This window comes from Hoeflea sp. 108 (assembly GCF_000372965.1).
Classification (GTDB): domain Bacteria; phylum Pseudomonadota; class Alphaproteobacteria; order Rhizobiales; family Rhizobiaceae; genus Aminobacter.
Genome location: NZ_KB890024.1, coordinates 1,509,780 through 1,526,214 on the forward strand (window position 1 = coordinate 1,509,780; position 16,435 = coordinate 1,526,214).

Annotated in this window: 19 protein-coding genes and 1 pseudogene; 14 read left to right on the top strand and 6 right to left on the bottom strand. The window is 63.8% G+C overall.

Annotated elements, in window-relative coordinates; translation table 11 throughout:
• Positions 1-275 precede the first annotated feature (275 nt).
• Entirely contained in the window at positions 276-614 is a 339-nt protein-coding gene (locus B015_RS0107315) for a hypothetical protein (RefSeq protein ID WP_018427025.1), read from the top strand.
• A 184-nt stretch (positions 615-798) separates the two neighbouring features.
• Here B015_RS0107315 and B015_RS0107320 read toward each other — a convergent pair whose 3' ends face one another.
• Positions 799-1,464, bottom strand: a complete 666-nt coding sequence (locus B015_RS0107320; protein WP_018427026.1) for a uracil-DNA glycosylase — start codon at positions 1,462-1,464, stop codon at positions 799-801.
• 3 nt (positions 1,465-1,467) lie between these two features.
• Entirely contained in the window at positions 1,468-2,049 is a 582-nt protein-coding gene (locus B015_RS0107325) for an NYN domain-containing protein (protein ID WP_018427027.1), read from the bottom strand.
• Between the two features lie 276 nt (positions 2,050-2,325).
• On the opposite strand from B015_RS0107325, the gene rpoZ reads away from it, so the two are divergent.
• From rpoZ to era, 7 genes are all read left to right on the top strand, one after another.
• On the top strand, positions 2,326-2,721 hold the full coding sequence (rpoZ, locus tag B015_RS0107330) for a DNA-directed RNA polymerase subunit omega (RefSeq protein WP_018427028.1): 396 nt from the start codon (positions 2,326-2,328) through the stop codon (positions 2,719-2,721).
• Between the two features lie 193 nt (positions 2,722-2,914).
• Entirely contained in the window at positions 2,915-5,149 is a 2,235-nt protein-coding gene (locus B015_RS0107335) for a bifunctional (p)ppGpp synthetase/guanosine-3',5'-bis(diphosphate) 3'-pyrophosphohydrolase (protein ID WP_018427029.1), read from the top strand.
• Between the two features lie 35 nt (positions 5,150-5,184).
• Entirely contained in the window at positions 5,185-5,763 is a 579-nt protein-coding gene (gene pyrE / locus B015_RS0107340) for an orotate phosphoribosyltransferase (RefSeq protein ID WP_026226998.1), read from the top strand.
• A 104-nt stretch (positions 5,764-5,867) separates the two neighbouring features.
• Entirely contained in the window at positions 5,868-6,284 is a 417-nt protein-coding gene (gene acpS, locus B015_RS0107345; RefSeq protein ID WP_018427031.1) for a holo-ACP synthase, read from the top strand.
• A 76-nt stretch (positions 6,285-6,360) separates the two neighbouring features.
• On the top strand, positions 6,361-7,107 hold the full coding sequence (gene lepB / locus B015_RS0107350) for a signal peptidase I (protein ID WP_018427032.1): 747 nt from the start codon (positions 6,361-6,363) through the stop codon (positions 7,105-7,107).
• Positions 7,108-7,110: 3 nt separating this feature from the next.
• Positions 7,111-7,833 (top strand): ribonuclease III, encoded by a 723-nt coding sequence (gene rnc, locus B015_RS0107355; RefSeq protein WP_018427033.1) that lies wholly within the window; start codon positions 7,111-7,113, stop codon positions 7,831-7,833.
• Entirely contained in the window at positions 7,830-8,759 is a 930-nt protein-coding gene (gene era / locus B015_RS0107360; RefSeq protein WP_018427034.1) for a GTPase Era, read from the top strand. Before rnc ends, era begins: the two co-directional genes overlap by 4 nt.
• Positions 8,760-8,789: 30 nt before the next feature.
• On the opposite strand, the gene B015_RS0107365 is transcribed toward era, so the two are convergent.
• Positions 8,790-9,296: a GNAT family N-acetyltransferase gene (locus B015_RS0107365; protein WP_018427035.1), complete on the bottom strand. Its 507-nt coding sequence runs from the start codon at positions 9,294-9,296 to the stop codon at positions 8,790-8,792.
• Positions 9,297-9,465: 169 nt separating this feature from the next.
• Here B015_RS0107365 and B015_RS0107370 point away from each other — a divergent pair, with 169 nt between their 5' ends.
• Positions 9,466-9,849, top strand: a complete 384-nt coding sequence (locus tag B015_RS0107370) for a cupin domain-containing protein (protein ID WP_018427036.1) — start codon at positions 9,466-9,468, stop codon at positions 9,847-9,849.
• Positions 9,846-10,982, top strand: coding sequence for a DSD1 family PLP-dependent enzyme (locus B015_RS0107375; protein WP_018427037.1), 1,137 nt, complete (start codon positions 9,846-9,848; stop codon positions 10,980-10,982). Before B015_RS0107370 ends, B015_RS0107375 begins: the two co-directional genes overlap by 4 nt.
• 36 nt (positions 10,983-11,018) lie before the next feature.
• Here the strand turns inward: B015_RS0107375 and B015_RS30585 are convergent, their stop codons facing one another.
• Together B015_RS30585 and B015_RS34065 are read right to left on the bottom strand one after the other, a co-directional pair.
• Positions 11,019-11,675, bottom strand: a complete 657-nt coding sequence (locus tag B015_RS30585; RefSeq protein WP_018427038.1) for a pentapeptide repeat-containing protein — start codon at positions 11,673-11,675, stop codon at positions 11,019-11,021.
• 21 nt (positions 11,676-11,696) lie between these two features.
• Positions 11,697-12,059: pseudogene (locus tag B015_RS34065) on the bottom strand (serine hydrolase); the annotation flags it as partial.
• An 891-nt stretch (positions 12,060-12,950) separates the two neighbouring features.
• On the opposite strand from B015_RS34065, the gene B015_RS0107395 reads away from it, so the two are divergent.
• Together B015_RS0107395 and B015_RS0107400 are read left to right on the top strand one after the other, a co-directional pair.
• Positions 12,951-13,232 carry a metal-sensing transcriptional repressor gene (locus B015_RS0107395; protein WP_018427041.1) on the top strand — a complete coding sequence of 94 codons (282 nt, stop codon included), beginning with the start codon at positions 12,951-12,953 and terminating at the stop codon, positions 13,230-13,232.
• A gap of 54 nt (positions 13,233-13,286) precedes the next feature.
• Positions 13,287-14,615 (top strand): MFS transporter, encoded by a 1,329-nt coding sequence (locus B015_RS0107400; RefSeq protein WP_018427042.1) that lies wholly within the window; start codon positions 13,287-13,289, stop codon positions 14,613-14,615.
• Between the two features lie 15 nt (positions 14,616-14,630).
• On the opposite strand, the gene B015_RS0107405 is transcribed toward B015_RS0107400, so the two are convergent.
• Positions 14,631-15,182, bottom strand: a complete 552-nt coding sequence (locus B015_RS0107405) for a MarR family transcriptional regulator (protein WP_018427043.1) — start codon at positions 15,180-15,182, stop codon at positions 14,631-14,633.
• 50 nt (positions 15,183-15,232) lie between these two features.
• Between B015_RS0107405 and B015_RS0107410 the strand changes: the two genes are divergently transcribed.
• Together B015_RS0107410 and B015_RS0107415 are read left to right on the top strand one after the other, a co-directional pair.
• Complete coding sequence (locus B015_RS0107410; RefSeq protein WP_018427044.1) at positions 15,233-16,147, top strand: DMT family transporter; 915 nt, start codon at positions 15,233-15,235, stop codon at positions 16,145-16,147.
• Between the two features lie 30 nt (positions 16,148-16,177).
• The gene (locus B015_RS0107415) at positions 16,178-16,408 is read left to right on the top strand and encodes a DUF4287 domain-containing protein (RefSeq protein ID WP_018427045.1); all 231 of its coding nucleotides are present in this window, start codon (positions 16,178-16,180) and stop codon (positions 16,406-16,408) included.
• Positions 16,409-16,435 lie beyond the last annotated feature (27 nt).

A 16,435-nucleotide genomic window follows, 5' to 3' on the forward strand; every position in this document is an offset into this window, starting at 1 on the left:
GGGTGCTGGACAGAGCGCGGCCTTTGGGGTGCGCGCTCTTTCTGCATTTCCTTCTGTACCGTCTCATTTCCTCCAACACCCCTCATCGGCGAAAATGCGACATCGGTCTGTTTCGCGGTCGAAATACGCCATCTGCCGTATGCCCAAGTCGCGGGATTGCATCCATACTTGAGGGCAGATCGCGTCATGGCGCAGGCGTGGTCCAGCACCAAGCGAGGAGCGGTGCCATCGTGCGCCGCAATGCGGCTGGACGGCCGGTGAAGGAGACGAGACAGATGAGGACGATCATGATAGCCGCGGCGGCGCTGATGCTGACGCCTGCGGCCCATGCTGCGGTTTCTGTGGCCAAGGAAGTGGCTTCGACGACGATCAGCTATGAGCAGGTCGAGGGCGCAACCATGGAAATGGCCGCCGGCCCGGGCAGGACCGGCGCTGTTTCAGCTCCTGGGAGCAAGGGCTCGCCTCCCGGCAAAGCCATGTTCGGCGCGAATGATGCCGCCCCAGGTAAGCAGGGCGAGACCATCCGGATCGTGGCGGGTCCCAGCAAGCCGGGCAAGCCGTCTTCGACCTCGGATGGCCGAGGTTACCCCAGCGGCAAGTCGGCCCGCGGTTGAAATCGCCCGGCCTGTTTCGGCCCGGATACCGGCTGGCGCTACTGCCGCGTCGGTCGGAGCTACGGTCAGCTCAGCTGACCGGTTATGCGGCTGACGCGATAGCCAGCCGTCTCCGTCGCGAATGCCCCTTGCCCGGTTGTTGCCTTGCGCGCAACCGGGCATTTTTGCGGTTCCAGGCGTGTTTCTATTTTTGTAGGAACTCGGCTACGTCGCGGAAAACATTGACGAACATCTCTTCCGTCAGGACGCCCGTATTGGTGTTGTAGCGCGAGCAGTGATAGCTCGAAAACACCGTGATGCCGCCGATGTCGTGACGGCCGCCATGCTTGAAGGGAACCGCGGCGACCCGTGCGCCAAGGGCGCGAACGGTCGACTGGTGGCCTATCGAGCCGAGCGTCAGAATGGCCTTGAGCTTGGGAAATCGGTGGATCGTTGGCGTAAGGAAGGCGCGGCAGGTGTTGATCTCGGCGCCGACCGGTTTGTTGTCCGGCGGCACGCAGCGCACGGCATTGGTGATCGCGGTGCCGATCAACTCGAGGGTGTCATCGGGACGGGCCAGGAATTCGCCGCGCGCCATTCCGAATTTCTTCAGCGTTGCATAGAGCAGGTCGCCGGCGTAGTCGCCGGTGAACGGCCGGCCGGTACGGTTTGCTCCGCGCACCCCGGGTGCAAGCCCGACGATCAGAAACGTGACCGCTTGCTCTCCTTCCGGGGGCAGGAAGGAGCGCACCGGCGCGTTGTACCAGCCCGGCTCACGCTCGCGCCAGCCGGCGATGAAGTCGTGCAGGCGCGGGCACAATGGGCAGTTCCGGTCGGGATCGACTGGTAGGGCTGAGGCCGAAAACAGCATCGCTCAGATGTCTTCGGCGGTCTGGTCGGCAGCCTCGGCCTTGCGGACCGGTCGTTCCGACGGCTCGCGGCCGATCTCGCCCTTGAGTGTCATCAGGTCTATGAAGTGGTCGGCCTGGCGGCGCAGGTCGTCCGAGATCATCGGCGGCTGCGACGACATGGTGGAGATCACGCTGACCTTGCGGCCGCGGCGCTGCAACGCCTCGACGAGCGTGCGGAAATCGCCGTCACCGGAGAAGATGACATAGTGGTCGACGACATCGGCAAGCTCCAGCGCATCGACCGTCAGCTCGATGTCCATGTTGCCCTTGATCTTGCGCCGACCGGTCGCGTCGGTGAATTCCTTCGCCGGCTTGGTGACGACCTTGAACCCGTTGTAGTCGAGCCAGTCGATCAGCGGACGGATCGACGAGTATTCCTGGTCCTCGACGAGTGCCGTGTAATAGTAGGCACGAAGCAGATAACCACGCTTCTGAAAGCTTGCGAGCAGTTTCCGATAGTCGATATCGAACCCAAGTGAGCGCGAGGTAGCGTAGAGATTGGCTCCGTCGATGAAGAGTGCGATTTTTTCGCGGGAATCAAACATAGGAAAATATCCTTGTTGAAATAGGTATCGCCAAATACGCCAGTTTCGAGCGTTTACGTCCCCGGAGAATTCCTTGCCCCAATCCGGCAGATATCGCCCACAGTGAGTCATTCCAAGAGGGGTAAGGTCGTGGGGCGGTAAAAAAACTGTGGTTGGACCCATGCGGGTGAACTGGCTACGCAGAGCGTGAATGGGCTTCGTGCTTGAACTGTCCGGCCATTCGGGTTAATGCACGCGTCAGCTTTCCATCAAATCCATGCATGAAAGGGGCACTTCATGGCCCGCGTAACTGTTGAAGACTGCATTGACAAGGTCGACAACCGCTTCGAGCTGGTGTTGCTTGCCGGCCACCGTGCCCGCCAGATCTCGCAGGGCGCGCAGATCACCCTGCCGCGCGACAACGACAAGAACCCGGTCGTGGCGCTGCGCGAAATCGCCGACGAGATGCTGTCGCCCGACGATCTCAAGGAAGACCTGATCCATTCGCTGCAGAAGCATGTCGAGGTCGACGAGCCGGAGCCGGAAGCTCCCGAGCCGGCGGACCAGGCCACCGCTTCGGCAATCGACGCGGACGAGCCGGAAGAGAACATCAACTTCGACCGCATGTCGGAAGAAGATCTGCTCGCCGGCATCGAGAGCCTCGTGGCTCCCGAAAAGAGCGACGATTTCTAAGGCCAATCGTGAGTCCGACCCTGCCGGCCATCTGGCGTGGCAGGGCGAATTCTCAAAAAGGTCTCGCGTCGCGTCAAAACGCGCGCCAAACCGGCTGATCGGCACTTCCGCGCCGCCACATCAGTGTTTATCTATGACATGCGTCGCAAGTCCTTGCGGCGCATGATTCATTTCGAGTTCCAGGAAGCTGCCCATGATGCGTCAGTATGAGCTTGTCGAGCGCGTCCAGCGCTACAAGCCTGACGTCAACGAGGCGCTGCTCAACAAAGCCTATGTCTACGCCATGCAGAAGCATGGCCATCAACGCCGCGCCTCTGGCGATCCCTACTTCTCGCATCCGCTGGAAGTGGCGGCGATTCTCACCGACATGCATCTCGACGAGGCGACGATTGCGGTCGCCCTGCTGCATGACACGATCGAGGACACGAGCGCGACGCGCGCCGAGATCGATGAACTGTTCGGGCCCGACATCGGCAGGCTGGTCGAGGGACTGACCAAGCTCAAGAAGCTCGATCTCGTCTCCAAGAAGGCCGAGCAGGCGGAGAATCTGCGCAAGCTCCTGCTGGCGATCTCGGAAGATGTGCGCGTGCTCCTGGTCAAGCTCGCTGACCGCCTGCACAACATGCGCACCTTGCACCATGTGCCCGAAAGCAAGCGCCTGCGCATCGCCGAAGAGACGATGGACATCTATGCGCCGCTTGCCGGCCGCATGGGCATGCAGGGCATGCGCGAGGAACTCGAGGAGCTCGCCTTCCGCTACATCAACCCGGAAGCCTACCGGACGGTGACGGAGCGGCTGAAGGATCTGTCCGAGCGCAACAAGGGCGTGCTCGAGGACATCGAGAAGGCACTGTCGGCGCTGTTTGACAAATATGCCATCAAGGCCGTGGTCACGAGCCGGCAGAAGAAGCCGTGGTCGGTGTTCCGCAAGATGGAGACCAAGGCGCTGTCCTTCGAGCAGCTGTCCGACATCTTCGGCTTCCGTGTCATCCTCGACAATCTGGAAGACTGCTATCGCGCGCTCGGCGCCATCCACACCACCTGGTCGATGGTTCCCGGCCGCTTCAAGGACTACATCTCGACGCCTAAGCAGAACGACTACCGCTCGATCCACACCACCATCGTCGGCCCCTCGCGCCAGCGCATCGAGCTGCAGATTCGCACCCGCGAGATGAACAAGATCGCCGAATACGGCGTCGCCGCGCATTCGATCTACAAGGATGGAGTCGCCAAGGCCAATGGCGCCGGTCACACCATCTCCAAGGACACCAACGCCTATGGCTGGCTCCGGCGCACGATCGAACAGCTGGCCGACGGCGACAATCCGGAAGAGTTCCTGGAGAACACAAAGCTTGAGCTGTTCCAGGACCAGGTGTTCTGCTTCACGCCCAAGGGCATGCTGATCGCGCTGCCGCGCGGCGCCACCCCGATCGACTTCGCTTATGCCGTCCACACCGACGTCGGCGACACCTGCGTTGGCGCCAAGGTCAACGGCCGCGTCATGCCGCTGATGACCGAGCTCAAGAACGGCGACGAGGTCGAGATCATCCGCTCCAAGGCACAGGTGCCGCCTGCCGCCTGGGAGCAGATCGTCGTCACCGGGAAGGCGCGCTCGGCAATCAGGCGGGCGACCAAGAACGCCATCCGCAAGCAATATTCGGGGCTCGGCACCCGCATTCTCGAGCGCGCCTTCGAGCGCGCCGGCAAGAAGTTCACCAAGGACGGGCTGAAGCCGGTGCTTCACCGTCTCGCCCGCAAGGATATCGAGGACGTGCTGGCGTCAGTCGGCCGCGGCGAGCTGTCGTCCAACGACGTCGTGCGGGCCGTCTTCCCCGACTACAAGGAAGAGCGGGCGACGCCCGCAGCCTCCAAGCCGCGCGAAGAAGGCTGGTCGAAGATCCGCAATGCCGCGGGTATGCTGTTCCAGATTCCGGGGCGCTCCTCGACGCCGCAGCGCAAGGAGCCCAAGCGCTGGGGACCGGCCGTACCGATCCGTGGCGTCAGCGGCGACCTGCCGGTCAAGTTCGCGCCAGAAGGTGCGGTGCCTGGCGACCGCATCGTCGGCATCATGCAGCCGGGCTCGGGCATAACCATCTATCCGATCCAGTCGCCGTCGCTGATGGCCTTCGACGACCAGCCGGAACGTTGGATCGACGTCCGCTGGGATCTCGACGAGGGTTCCAAGGAGCGCTTCCCGGCGCGCATTTCGGTGACGGCGATCAACGCGCCGGGCTCGCTCGCCGACATCACGCAGGTGGTGGCGGCTAACGATGCCAACATCCACTCGCTGTCGATGGTGCGCACGGCCCCCGACTTCACCGAAATGCTGCTCGATCTCGAGGTCTGGGATCTCAAGCACTTGAACCGGCTGATTTCGCAGCTCAAGGAAAATGCCAGCGTCAGTGACGCCCGTCGCGTCAACGGGTGACGGCGTCCGTGCTGGACGAAGACAGGAAAGACAAAATGCAGACAAGCGACGTTCTGGACATCTTCCGCTCGGCGGGTGCCGTGCTGGAAGGCCATTTCATCCTGACCTCGGGCCTGCGCAGCCCGGTGTTCCTGCAGAAGGCGCGTGTCTTCATGCACGCCGACAAGACCGAGGCGCTGTGCAAGGCGCTGGCCGAGAAGATCACCGCCGAGGTCAAGGGCGACATCGACTATGTCGTCGGGCCTGCGATCGGCGGGTTGATCCCGGCCTATGAGACGTCGAGGCACTTGCATGTGCCGGCGATCTGGGTCGAGCGCGAGCAGGGCACCTTCCGCCTGCGCCGCTTCGAGATCGAGAAGGGCGTCCGCGTCGTCATCGTCGAGGACATCGTGACCACCGGGCTGTCGATCCGCGAGACCATTGCTTGTCTGACCGAGCTCGGCGCCGAAGTGGTGGCTGCCGCCTGCATCATCGACCGCTCGGCCGGCAAGACCGATGTCGGCGTACCGCTGATTGCGCTTGCCGAATATGAGGTGCCGGCCTATCCGGCCGACCAGCTGCCGCCGGAACTGGCGGCGATCCCGGCCATCAAGCCGGGCAGCCGTAACATCTGAGAGGGCATTCTGTTGAGCCCGCTCGCCCCCCTCTGGCCTGCCGGCAGTCTTCCCCGCAAGGAGGGAGATCGGCAGCTGCGGCGTTGTGCGCCGGAGGGGAAAAGATGATCATCGGCATCGGCAGCGACCTCATCGACATCAGGCGGATCGAGGAATCGATCGAGCGTCATGGTGAGCGCTTCATCAAGCGCATCTTCACCGAAGCCGAACAGGAACGCGCCGAGGGCAGGCGAGGGCGTGTCGCCTCCTATGCCAAGCGCTTCGCCGCCAAGGAGGCCTGCGCCAAAGCGCTGGGCTGCGGTATTGCCGAAGGCGTGTTCTGGACCGAGATGGGCGTGGTCAACCGACCGGGGGGGCAGCCGACCATGGAACTGACCGGTGGAGCCGCGGCGCGCCTGGCAAAGATCACGCCGGCAGGCCACTACGCCGTCGTCCATCTGACCATCACCGACGATTTCCCGCTCGCACAAGCCTTTGTGATCATCGAGGCGATGCCGGTCGAACAACGGCCACTATCTTGAGGTTTTGGCGGCCCTGGAGACATTGCCCCGGGGCGAACGAGCCCTTATACCATCGCGACCTGCAATCGAGGACGACATGAGCGTGGCTGAAAAACAGAAAAAGTCCGGTGGGCTTGGCGAAACCGTAAGCGTTATCGTCCAGGCGCTGCTGCTGGCCCTGGTGATCCGCACCTTCCTGTTCCAGCCGTTTTCGATTCCGTCGGGCTCCATGCGCCCGACGCTGCTCGAGGGCGACTATCTGTTCGTCACCAAATGGGCATACGGCTATTCGCGTTTCTCGCTGCCGCTGGCGCCCAACCTGTTCTCGGGCCGCATCTTCGGCTCCGATCCCGAGCGTGGCGATGTCGTCGTCTTCAAGTTCCCGCCGAACCCTTCGCTCGACTACATCAAGCGCGTCGTCGGCCTGCCTGGTGATCGCATCCAGATGAAGGACGGCGTGCTCTACATCAATGATGTCGCCGTGCCCAAGGTGAAGGTCGGCCAGATCGACAATCCCGACATCACCGAGGAAAACCGCCCGGTCGACGTCTATCGCGAGACCCTGCCGAACGGCGTTTCCTACGACACGCTGGACCTGACGCCGAATTCGATCGGCGACAACACCCGCGAATTCGTCGTGCCCGAAGGCCATTACTTCATGATGGGCGACAATCGCGACAACTCGACCGACAGCCGCTTCAACGTCGGCTATGTGCCGGCCGAGAACCTTGTCGGCCGCGCCAACATCATTTTCTTCTCGATCGCCGGGGGCGCTAGCCCGCTGGAAATCTGGAAGTGGCCGTCGGAAATGCGCGGCTCGCGCCTGTTCAACTTCGTCAGATAGGACATGGCTGCAAAGCGGCTCACCGCCACAGAACTCGCCGATGCGCTGCAACTTCGCACCGGCCATGTCTTCCGCGACCACCAGCGCCTGCAGCGGGCGCTGACGCATGGCAGTGCGCGCAGTGTGCATGCCGGCGTCGACTACGAGCGCTTCGAATTCCTGGGCGACCGGGTGCTGGGGCTTGCCGTTGCCGACATGCTGCTGGCCGATTTTCCCGACGCGCCCGAGGGCGAGCTTTCGGTCCGGCTGAACGCGCTGGTCAACGCCGAGGCGCTGGCCCAGATCGCCGACGAGATCGGCCTTGCCGAACTCATCCGCGCCGGCTCGGAAGTGCGCAACCTTGCCGAGCGCAAGCGCGTCAACCTGCGCGCCGATGCGCTGGAATCGCTGATCGCCGTCATCTATCTCGACGGCGGGCTGGATGCGGCCAAGCGTTTCATCCACAAATACTGGGAGCCGAGGGCTAAGGCCGTGGACGCCGCGCGCCGCGACCCCAAGACCGAGCTTCAAGAATGGGCGCACCAGGCAGCCGGTGCCGTTCCCGCTTACAAGATCGACAGCCGCACCGGCCCCGACCATGATCCCGTCTTTTCGGTGAGCGTCAGGGTTGGAAATCTTACGCCCGCCACGGGCACCGGCCGCTCCAAGCGCGAAGCCGAGCAGAATGCGGCCTCCGCGTTGCTCGTGCGCGAGGGCGTCTGGAAAAACGAGGAGACCGCATCGTGACCGATGCCCCCGAAACCACCACACCCGAAACCGGCGCCACGCGTTCGGGCTTCGTTGCCCTTCTCGGCGCACCCAATGCCGGCAAGTCGACCCTGGTCAACCAGCTGGTCGGCGCGAAGGTGTCGATTGTCACCCACAAGGTGCAGACCACACGGGCTATCGTACGCGGCATCGCCACCCACGATAGCGCCCAGATCGTCTTCGTCGACACACCCGGCATCTTCAAGCCCAAGCGCCGGCTCGACACGGCGATGGTCACCACCGCTTGGGGCGGTGCCAAGGATGCCGACGTGATCCTGGTGTTGATCGACGCCGAGCGTGGCATCCGCGGTGACGCGGCTGCCATCCTTGAGCGTCTCAAGGACGTGCGCCAGCCCAAGATGCTGATCCTCAACAAGGTCGACAGGGTGAAGCCTGAAGCGCTTCTGGCTTTGACTTCGGCTGCCAATGAGCAGGTCGATTTCGAGCGCACCTTCATGGTCTCGGCGCTGACCGGCTCCGGTTGCAAGGACCTGCTCGACTTCCTGGCCAGGCGCCTGCCGCTGGGCCCCTGGTACTACCCCGAGGACCAGATTTCCGATCTGCCGATGCGCCAACTGGCAGCCGAAATCACCCGCGAGAAGCTGTATCTCAGGCTGCATCAGGAGCTGCCCTACTCGTCGCATGTCGAGACCGAGAAATGGGAAGAAAAGCCCGACGGCTCGGTGCGCATCGAGCAGGTCATCTATGTCGAGCGCGACAGCCAGAAGAAGATCGTTCTCGGCCACAAGGGTGAGACCATCCGCGCCATCGGCCAGGCGGCGCGCATGGAGATCGGTGGCATCCTCGAACAGAAGGTGCACCTGTTCCTGTTCGTCAAGGTGCGCGAGAACTGGGGCAACGACCCCGAGCGCTACCGCGAAATGGGACTCGACTTCCCGCACTGAAGAGGCTTCACAGCCACCTCTTGTCGGCGGCTACGCCAATGCGTATCGCAGGACGTGGTTCGGATAGGATTGGTCGCCGATCTGGAACTCGGTGTCGCCGACGTTAGCGAAGCCTTTTCTCAGGTAGAAGTCGGTTGCCGTGGTGTTTTCGGCGTTGACCGCGAGCCAAACATCCGGCCGGTCAGTGGACGTGCACCACTGCAGCGCCGCCGCGAGAAGCCGGCCGCCGGCGCCCGACCCCTGGTGGCGGGGCTGGACATAGAGCTTGACGATTTCCAGGTCGGAGCAGCCTTTGACCGGCGCCGGCGATCCCAGCGCCATGTGAACGAACCCGTCTATTCCGATGCCGTTCTCCGACACCAGGATGAAGTTGTCGGTCTTCGACAAGATGGCTTCGAAATTGGTGGTCGTGAAATGGCTGAGGGCATAGTCGGCGAAGAACGCGTTCACGCCATTGCGAATATAGGTGTTGAGCCAGACTTCGATGCCGATGGCAGCCAGGCTGGATGCGTCCTCTATTCTGGCATGTTTGATCATCGATGCTTCGCCTTGTTCTGCCGCCGCTTATTCGCACGAAGAAATGGATGGCGACAACCCGAGACAAGGACTTGGCGCGGTCCCGGTATTGTCCGTGTTGCCGGAAGGGGCGGCGAGGAATATCCTGTCCCACGCATAGCCTGAACTACGGACACAAGGGGACGCTCTCTTGAAGGCTGTCGTTCATTCCGACCATGCCATCGAGCAATGGCGCGAAGGCGTCAGCACGCGGATGCTGGTGTCGGCGCAGGCCGGGGCCGATCAACTCTGCATCTTCGAACAATGGGTGGCGCCGGGAGCCGGCGCGCCGACGCATCATCATTCTGTCGAGGAGGTGCTGATGGTCATTGTTGGCGACGCAGAACTGTGGCTGGACGGCACGTCGCTCCGCATGGCAGCGGGGCAGTCTTTTGTCGTGCCTGCGCGCCAAAGGCATGGCTTCCGCAACGTCGGCACGGGCCAGTTGCACATGCATGCGGTGCTTGTGTCGCCCGAATTCGAGGCGACGCTGGAGAGTACGGGCGAAACGATACGGCGATGGGGGCGGCAATGAACGCAGCCGGCAGGCTGGCGAGCCTCCAGACGCCGAGCCTCGTTCTCGACGAGACGATCATGCTCCGCAACATCGCCCGCCTTGACGACAAGCTGGCGCGGCTCGGCGTCGCCGGACGCCCGCATCTCAAGACAGTGAAGTCGGTCGACGCCGCCCGGCGCGTGATGCGCAAGGCGAAGGCTGCCACCGTCTCGACGCTGCGGGAAGCGGAAGTGTTCTTCGACGCGGGCATCAAGGACATTCTCTATTGCGTCGGGATAACACCGCAGAAGCTGCCGCGCGTTCTGGCGCTGCATGCCAGGGGCTGCGAGGCGATCGTGATCCTCGATTCGCTTGCGCAGGCGCACGCCGTTGCCGAGGCTTCGCGCGCCGCCGACCACGCGATCCCGGTGCTGATCGAGATCGACTGCGACGGCCACCGCTCCGGGTTGAACCCCGATGACCCGGCGCTGGTGGAGATCGGCCGGGTGCTTGCCCGGGGTGGCGCGGAACTGCGCGGCGTGATCACCCATGCCGGTGAAAGCTATGGCGCGCACAGCGAGGCCGAGCTGGTCGACTTTGCCGAGCGCGAGCGCGATGCGGTGCTGGCCGCCGCGCGCGCCCTTAAGGACGTCGGCCTGCCTTGCCCGGTGCGCAGCGTCGGCTCGACGCCGACAGCACATTTCGCCCGCGACCTGAGCGGCGTGACGGAGGTGAGGGCAGGTGTTTATGTGCTGTTCGACCTCGTCCAGGCCGGCATCGGCGTTTGTCGGCTCGAGGATATCGCCGTGTCGGTGCTGACAACCGTGATCGGCCATCAGAGGGAACGCGGCTGGATCATGATCGATGCCGGCTGGATGGCGCTGTCGCGCGATCGCGGCACGGCGAGCCAGCAGGTCGACCAGGGGTATGGCGTGGTCTGCGATATCGAGGGCAGGGCGCTCGGCGGGCTGATCGTCACCGGCACCAACCAGGAGCATGGCATCGTGACCCTCAGGCCCGGAGCGTCGGGCGCGGTGCCGGATATCCCTGTTGGAACGATGCTGCGCATCCTGCCCAACCACGCCTGCGCGACGGCCGCCCAGTTTGACGGCTTCGAGGTGCTGACGGCGGATGGCGGGCTGGCGCATTGGCCGCGCTTTCGCGGTTGGTGAGGCCCCGTCGCTGTTGCGGTTTGGCCGAGGCGCTTTCTACAGTACCTGCAGCCCGAGATTGCGCAGAAGATCGGTGGCCTGGCCTTTCGAGATCACCGCCCCCTTCAGGAAGGCAGCCTCGTTGAGCTTCAGCGGGCCGAGATCACAGCCGCGCAGGTCCGCCTTCTGGAAGTTGCAGAGCCGCAGGGCCGTGCCACGCAGGCTGCAGCCGTCGAAGACCGCCTCGCGGAAATCGCAGTCCCTGAGATCGGCATCGCCGAAATCGATGTTTTCGAGCGTCTTCCGGCGAAACGAAACGCCTGAGAGGAAGATGCTGACAAGCAGGCACGCCTGAAATTCGATGCCGTTCATCGAGCAGTCGGCGAAGGTTGCGCCAGTGAGCTTGCTCTGGCTGAAGCGTGCAGCGTTCAGCCGCGAACGGGTCCAGTCGGTATTGGCGAGGTCGCAGCCGTGAAACTGGGCGTCGACCGCATCGATGGCTGTGAGCCGCGCGCCGGCCATGCGGCAGTTGAGCCAACGGGTGTCCGTGAGTGTTGCCGCCGACAGGTCGGCGCCGGTCAGATTGCAGTCGGCGAGCTCGCAGCCGTTGAGATCGAGCCGCGCAAGATCGTTGCCTGCCAGTTGCAGGCCTTTGAACGAGCGCTGCCCAAGGGCGAGTTGGTCGGCGAATGAGGTGGGGTGTGGTTCGTTCATGAGGCTGTAGGTGGCAAAGGCTCAGGCGATGGCGGCAAAGGTTGGCGTCTCGGCAAGTACCTGCTCCATGATGGACACCATGGCGCCGCGCGCTTCACGGTTGGTGGTGAAACCTGAAATGGCGATGCCCGAGGCTGGCGAATAGTAGGCCGCCGTTCCCCAGAAGCCGAGATGCGAATGGCAATCGGCCTCGCCGACGCGGCTGACGGCGATGCCGAGGCGGTAGGTCTCGGTCCCTTCGTGGGGGCCGGTCGAGAGCATCTGGCGAAGCGTTGCCGGACTGTCGAAAACCCGGCCTTCGAACAGGGCGGCGAAGACTGTGGCAAGGTCACGCGCCGACATGACCAGCCCGCCACCGCCATAGGGTCCATCGACGCGCTGACGTCGGTTGCGTCGATCTCACCGAGAAACTGGTGCGCTCGGGGCTCGATTTCTTCCGGCTGGGGTTCCGCGATCTCCCACCAGGTCGAAGTGAGGCCGAGCCAGTCGAATGACATCTGGCGCCGAACCGTGGCTGCCAGCGTCTCGCCCGAGATACGCTCGATGATGTCGCCCAGCAGGATGTAGCCGGTATCGGAATAGCGGAAGCGGCGGCCGGCCTCGCTCAAGGGTGGCGAATATTGGACCGCGAGGCGGACTTGCTCCTCGCGCGTCCAGAAACGCGCCGGCTCGCGAAGGACGGTCTCGAAATAGCGAGGGTCGTCGGCATGGTCGTTCAGCCCGGCGCTGTGGTTCAGAAGCTGGCGGACCGAAATCTTGCCCGTTCGGTATCCCGCGCCCGAGAGAAGCTCGTTCAATAGGGGCGTGAGCAACGGAGCGATGGGGCCGTCGAGGTCGACGAGGCCTTGTTCCCACAGGCGCAGGACCGTGGCGGCGACGAAGGTCTTGGTGTTGCTCGCCACCCGCAGCGGCGTGTCCACCGTAAGCGGCCTGCCGGCAACGCTGTCGGCCATACCTGACGAAATGCCCCAGGGTTGCTTGAGCCCCTTGCCGGTAGCGTAGAGAGCCATGGCAGCCGGTTGTCGGCCCAGCATTGCGGCAAGATCGTCGCGGTTCATGCAATTCCCCTCGGCATCGCTGCCAGCATGGTGATTCCCGGCGGACACTCTGGCGCCTTGCAGCCGGCGAGCGATAGCGCCAGCTTGCCTGGGCGCATGGCCAGATGCCCAGATTCAGCGTAGCCGGCTGTTTTCGTTGCCGAACCGGCCGAGACCGAGGTTGCCGAAGCAACAAAACTGTTTGACTCTATCCCCTCCAGGGGGATAGCAATCATGCATGTCCGATCACACGCATACCCACGCTACCCATCCTGAGACGCTCAAGCGGCTGAAGCGGGCCGAGGGGCATCTGCGCGGCGTCATCGCCATGATCGAGGCCGGGCGGCCTTGTCTGGATGTCGCCCAGCAGTTGCATGCCGTCGAAAAGGCGGTCGGCCAGGCCAAGCGCACGCTGATCCAGGATCATCTCGACCATTGCCTCGAGGAGGCGGTCGGACCGCTGCCGCGCGAGCAGCGGCAGTCGATCGACGAGTTCAAGGAAATCACCAAGTACCTCTGAGCATGGCCCCGGCTTCCGCCGAGTTGCCTTGCCAGACGCCGAAAGCCGCCTGTAATGCTGCAGATCCTGTCCAACCGCACCTATCGCCATCTTTTCGCCGCCCAGTTGATCGCGCTGGTCGGCACTGGCCTCGCCACGGTGGCGCTGGGGCTTTTGGCCTACGATCTGGCCGGGCCCGATGCTGGCGTCGTGCTTGGCACGGCGCTTGCGATCAAGATGACCGCCTTCGTCGTTATCGCGCCGGTTGCCGCCGCACTTGCCGAGAGGCTGCCGCGGCGCTTGATGCTGGTCTGCCTCGACCTCGTTCGGGCGGGCGTGGTGCTGATTTTGCCGTTCGTATCGGAGGTGTGGCAGGTCTATGTGCTGATCTTCGTGCTGCAATCGGCGTCTGCCGGCTTCACGCCGGCGTTCCAGGCGACCATTCCCGACGTGCTGCCCGACGAGAAGGACTATACGCGCGCGCTGTCGCTGACGCGGCTCGCCTATGATCTCGAAAGCCTTGTCAGCCCGATCCTGGCGGCGGCACTGCTGACGGTGGTGAGCTTCCATAGCCTGTTTGCCGGCACGGTGGTGGGCTTCCTCGCATCCGCGGCACTTGTTGTTTCAGTGAAGTTGCCGAGCAGGCTGGCATCAGGGCAGGGCGGCATCTACGAGCGGACGACGCGCGGGCTGCGCATCTATCTGGCGACACCGCGTCTGCGGGGGCTTCTGGCCGTCGGCATGGCGGTGGCCGCCTCGGGTGCGATGGTGATCGTCAACACCGTCGTCATTGTCCAGGGCGAGTTCGGCCTCGACCAGCAGGCGACCGCCATGGCGCTCGCGGCCTATGGCGGCGGCTCGATGGTGGCGGCACTGATGCTGCCGAGGTTTCTCGACCGCATTTCCGACCGCACGATCATGCTGGCGGGCATCGCACTGGTCGCGGCAGGGCTGCTGTGTGGCACGCTGGTCCGCGGCTATGACGGGCTGCTGCCGCTGTGGTTCGCGCTCGGGCTCGGCTATTCGCTGGCCCAGACGCCGGGTGGCCGCCTGATCCGGCGCTCGTCGCGGGCGGAGGATCGGCCCGCCTTGTTTGCTGCGCAGTTCGCGCTGTCCCATGCCTGCTGGCTGATCACATATCCCCTGGCCGGTTGGCTGGGTGCGACCGTCGGCCTGACAGCCGCCTTTGCCGTCATGGCCACGGTTGCGGCAGCTTCCACTGTTGCGGCGCTGGTCGTCTGGCCTGTCGCCGATCCCGACGTCCTGGGCCATCATCACCACGATCTGGCCGACGACGATCCGCATTGGGTCGAAGGCGGGCATCGCCATGGCCACGGCCATGCCCATAGCTTCGTCATCGATCCGCTGCACCGCCACTGGCCGCGCGAGGTGGAGGCAGGCTGAGGCTGGCTTAGCGCTTCATTCCATCGACGGCGAACTGCCGAGCGATAGTGCCAGCTTGCGCAGAAGCCCCGCCAATTGCGCCTGCTCGTCCCAGGTCAGGCCCTCCAGCATCAGCGTCTCGACCGCCATGTCGGCCTCGAAGGCCTCGCGGGCGCGGGCGAGGCCTTCTTCCGTTAGTTCTACGGGCAGGCTGCGGCCGTCGCCCTCCGAACTGACCTGCCTGACGAGGCCTGCCTTGAGCAGCTTGACGATGCGGTTGGTGGCGCCTCCCGACGAGATCATCATGGATTTGTAGAGCTCGGTCGGGCGCAGCCGATAGGGCGGGCCCGAGCGCAGCAGTGTGAACACGACGTCCGCCTCGCCGGTGTCGAGCCCGTAGGAGGCGAAGACCGCTTCGATCTTGGGCCGGGCGGCAAGCGTGATCCAGCGGGCACGGCCGAGGATCGCCATGCCGCGCGTGTCGAGATGGGGCAGCTCCCTTGCCCACTGCGCCCGGCGCGCGTCGATGCCGTCCAGCAGGCCGTCGCCAGCCAGCTCCCCGATATTTTCGTCGAGATGTCTTGACACTAAGATAATTCCATCATTTATCTTAATCGTAAGATATCTGGAGGTTGACCATGACGCAACAGGAAGTTCTTCGGCTGCCGGTGGCATATGCGGCGCGCTCGCCGCTGGTTCTTTTGGCGTTGTGCGGCCTCGTCTTCGCCACCCGCATCATGATTTCGAAGGCGGCGCTGAATGCCGGCATGCAGCCGTTCCAGCTGGCGCTGGTCGCCAATGTCGGCGCCGGCCTGATCCTTCTGCCGCTGTTGGCGGCTTCAGGGCAGGGCATCCCGCACCAGTGCAGCCACCTTGTGCTCTATCTGGTGCTCGGCATCATCAGCTTCACCATCCCGACCGTGCTCGGCTACTACATCGTCGACCGCGTCGGGCCGGCCTACACCTCGACCGTCTATTCACTGTCGCCTCTGCTGACGATGAGCTTCGCCGCCGGGCTCGGCATCGAGCGCATGTATCTAAGGCGTTTCGCCGGCATCCTCATAGGTTTGGCGGGCATGGCTGCACTGGTGCAGCAGCAGATGGCCGAGATCGACTTTTCGCAGACCGTCTGGGTGCTGCTCGGCATCATCATCCCGGCCTGCGCCGCCGCCGGCAACATCATCCGCTCGGCCTATTGGCCCAAGGGTTCGTCGGCGCTCGCCTTCTCTTGCGGTATCCTGCTGAGTTCCAGCCTGATGGTTGCGCTGGTGGCGCCGTTTTTCGAAGCGCCGTCGAGCTGGGTCTTCCTTGACCGCGACATCCTGTTCTGGATCGGCTGCATGGTCGCCACCTCGGCCTCGTCTTACCTGCTCAATTTCCGTCTGCAGGAAATCGGCGGGCCGGTGTTCTTCAGCCAGCTCGGCTACTGGGGCACGGGCTTCGGCGTAGTGCTGGCGGCCTTCCTGTTCAACGACGTGCTGACCATCCTGTCGATCGTGGGACTGGCGGCGATCATCGCCGGCGGGGTGCTGGCCAACCGCCGGCGCGCCTGATCAATTCAAGCTTCAACGAGGAGAAAAAGAATGTCTTTCCAGGCCTATCTCGACACCATCAAGACCAAGACCGGCAAGGGACCGGAGGAACTGCTGGCACTCGCCGACGCCAAGGGCTTTTCCGACGGCGGCAAGCTCAAGCCCACGGTCAAGGCCGGACAGATCGTCGAATGGCTGCGTGACGAGTTCAGCCTCGGCCATGGCAATTCCATGGCTGTCTATGCGCTGCTGAGCGGCAAGAGAAAGCCCGGCGACAAGTAACGCCCGGGCCGGGCTCGCGGTCTTGAA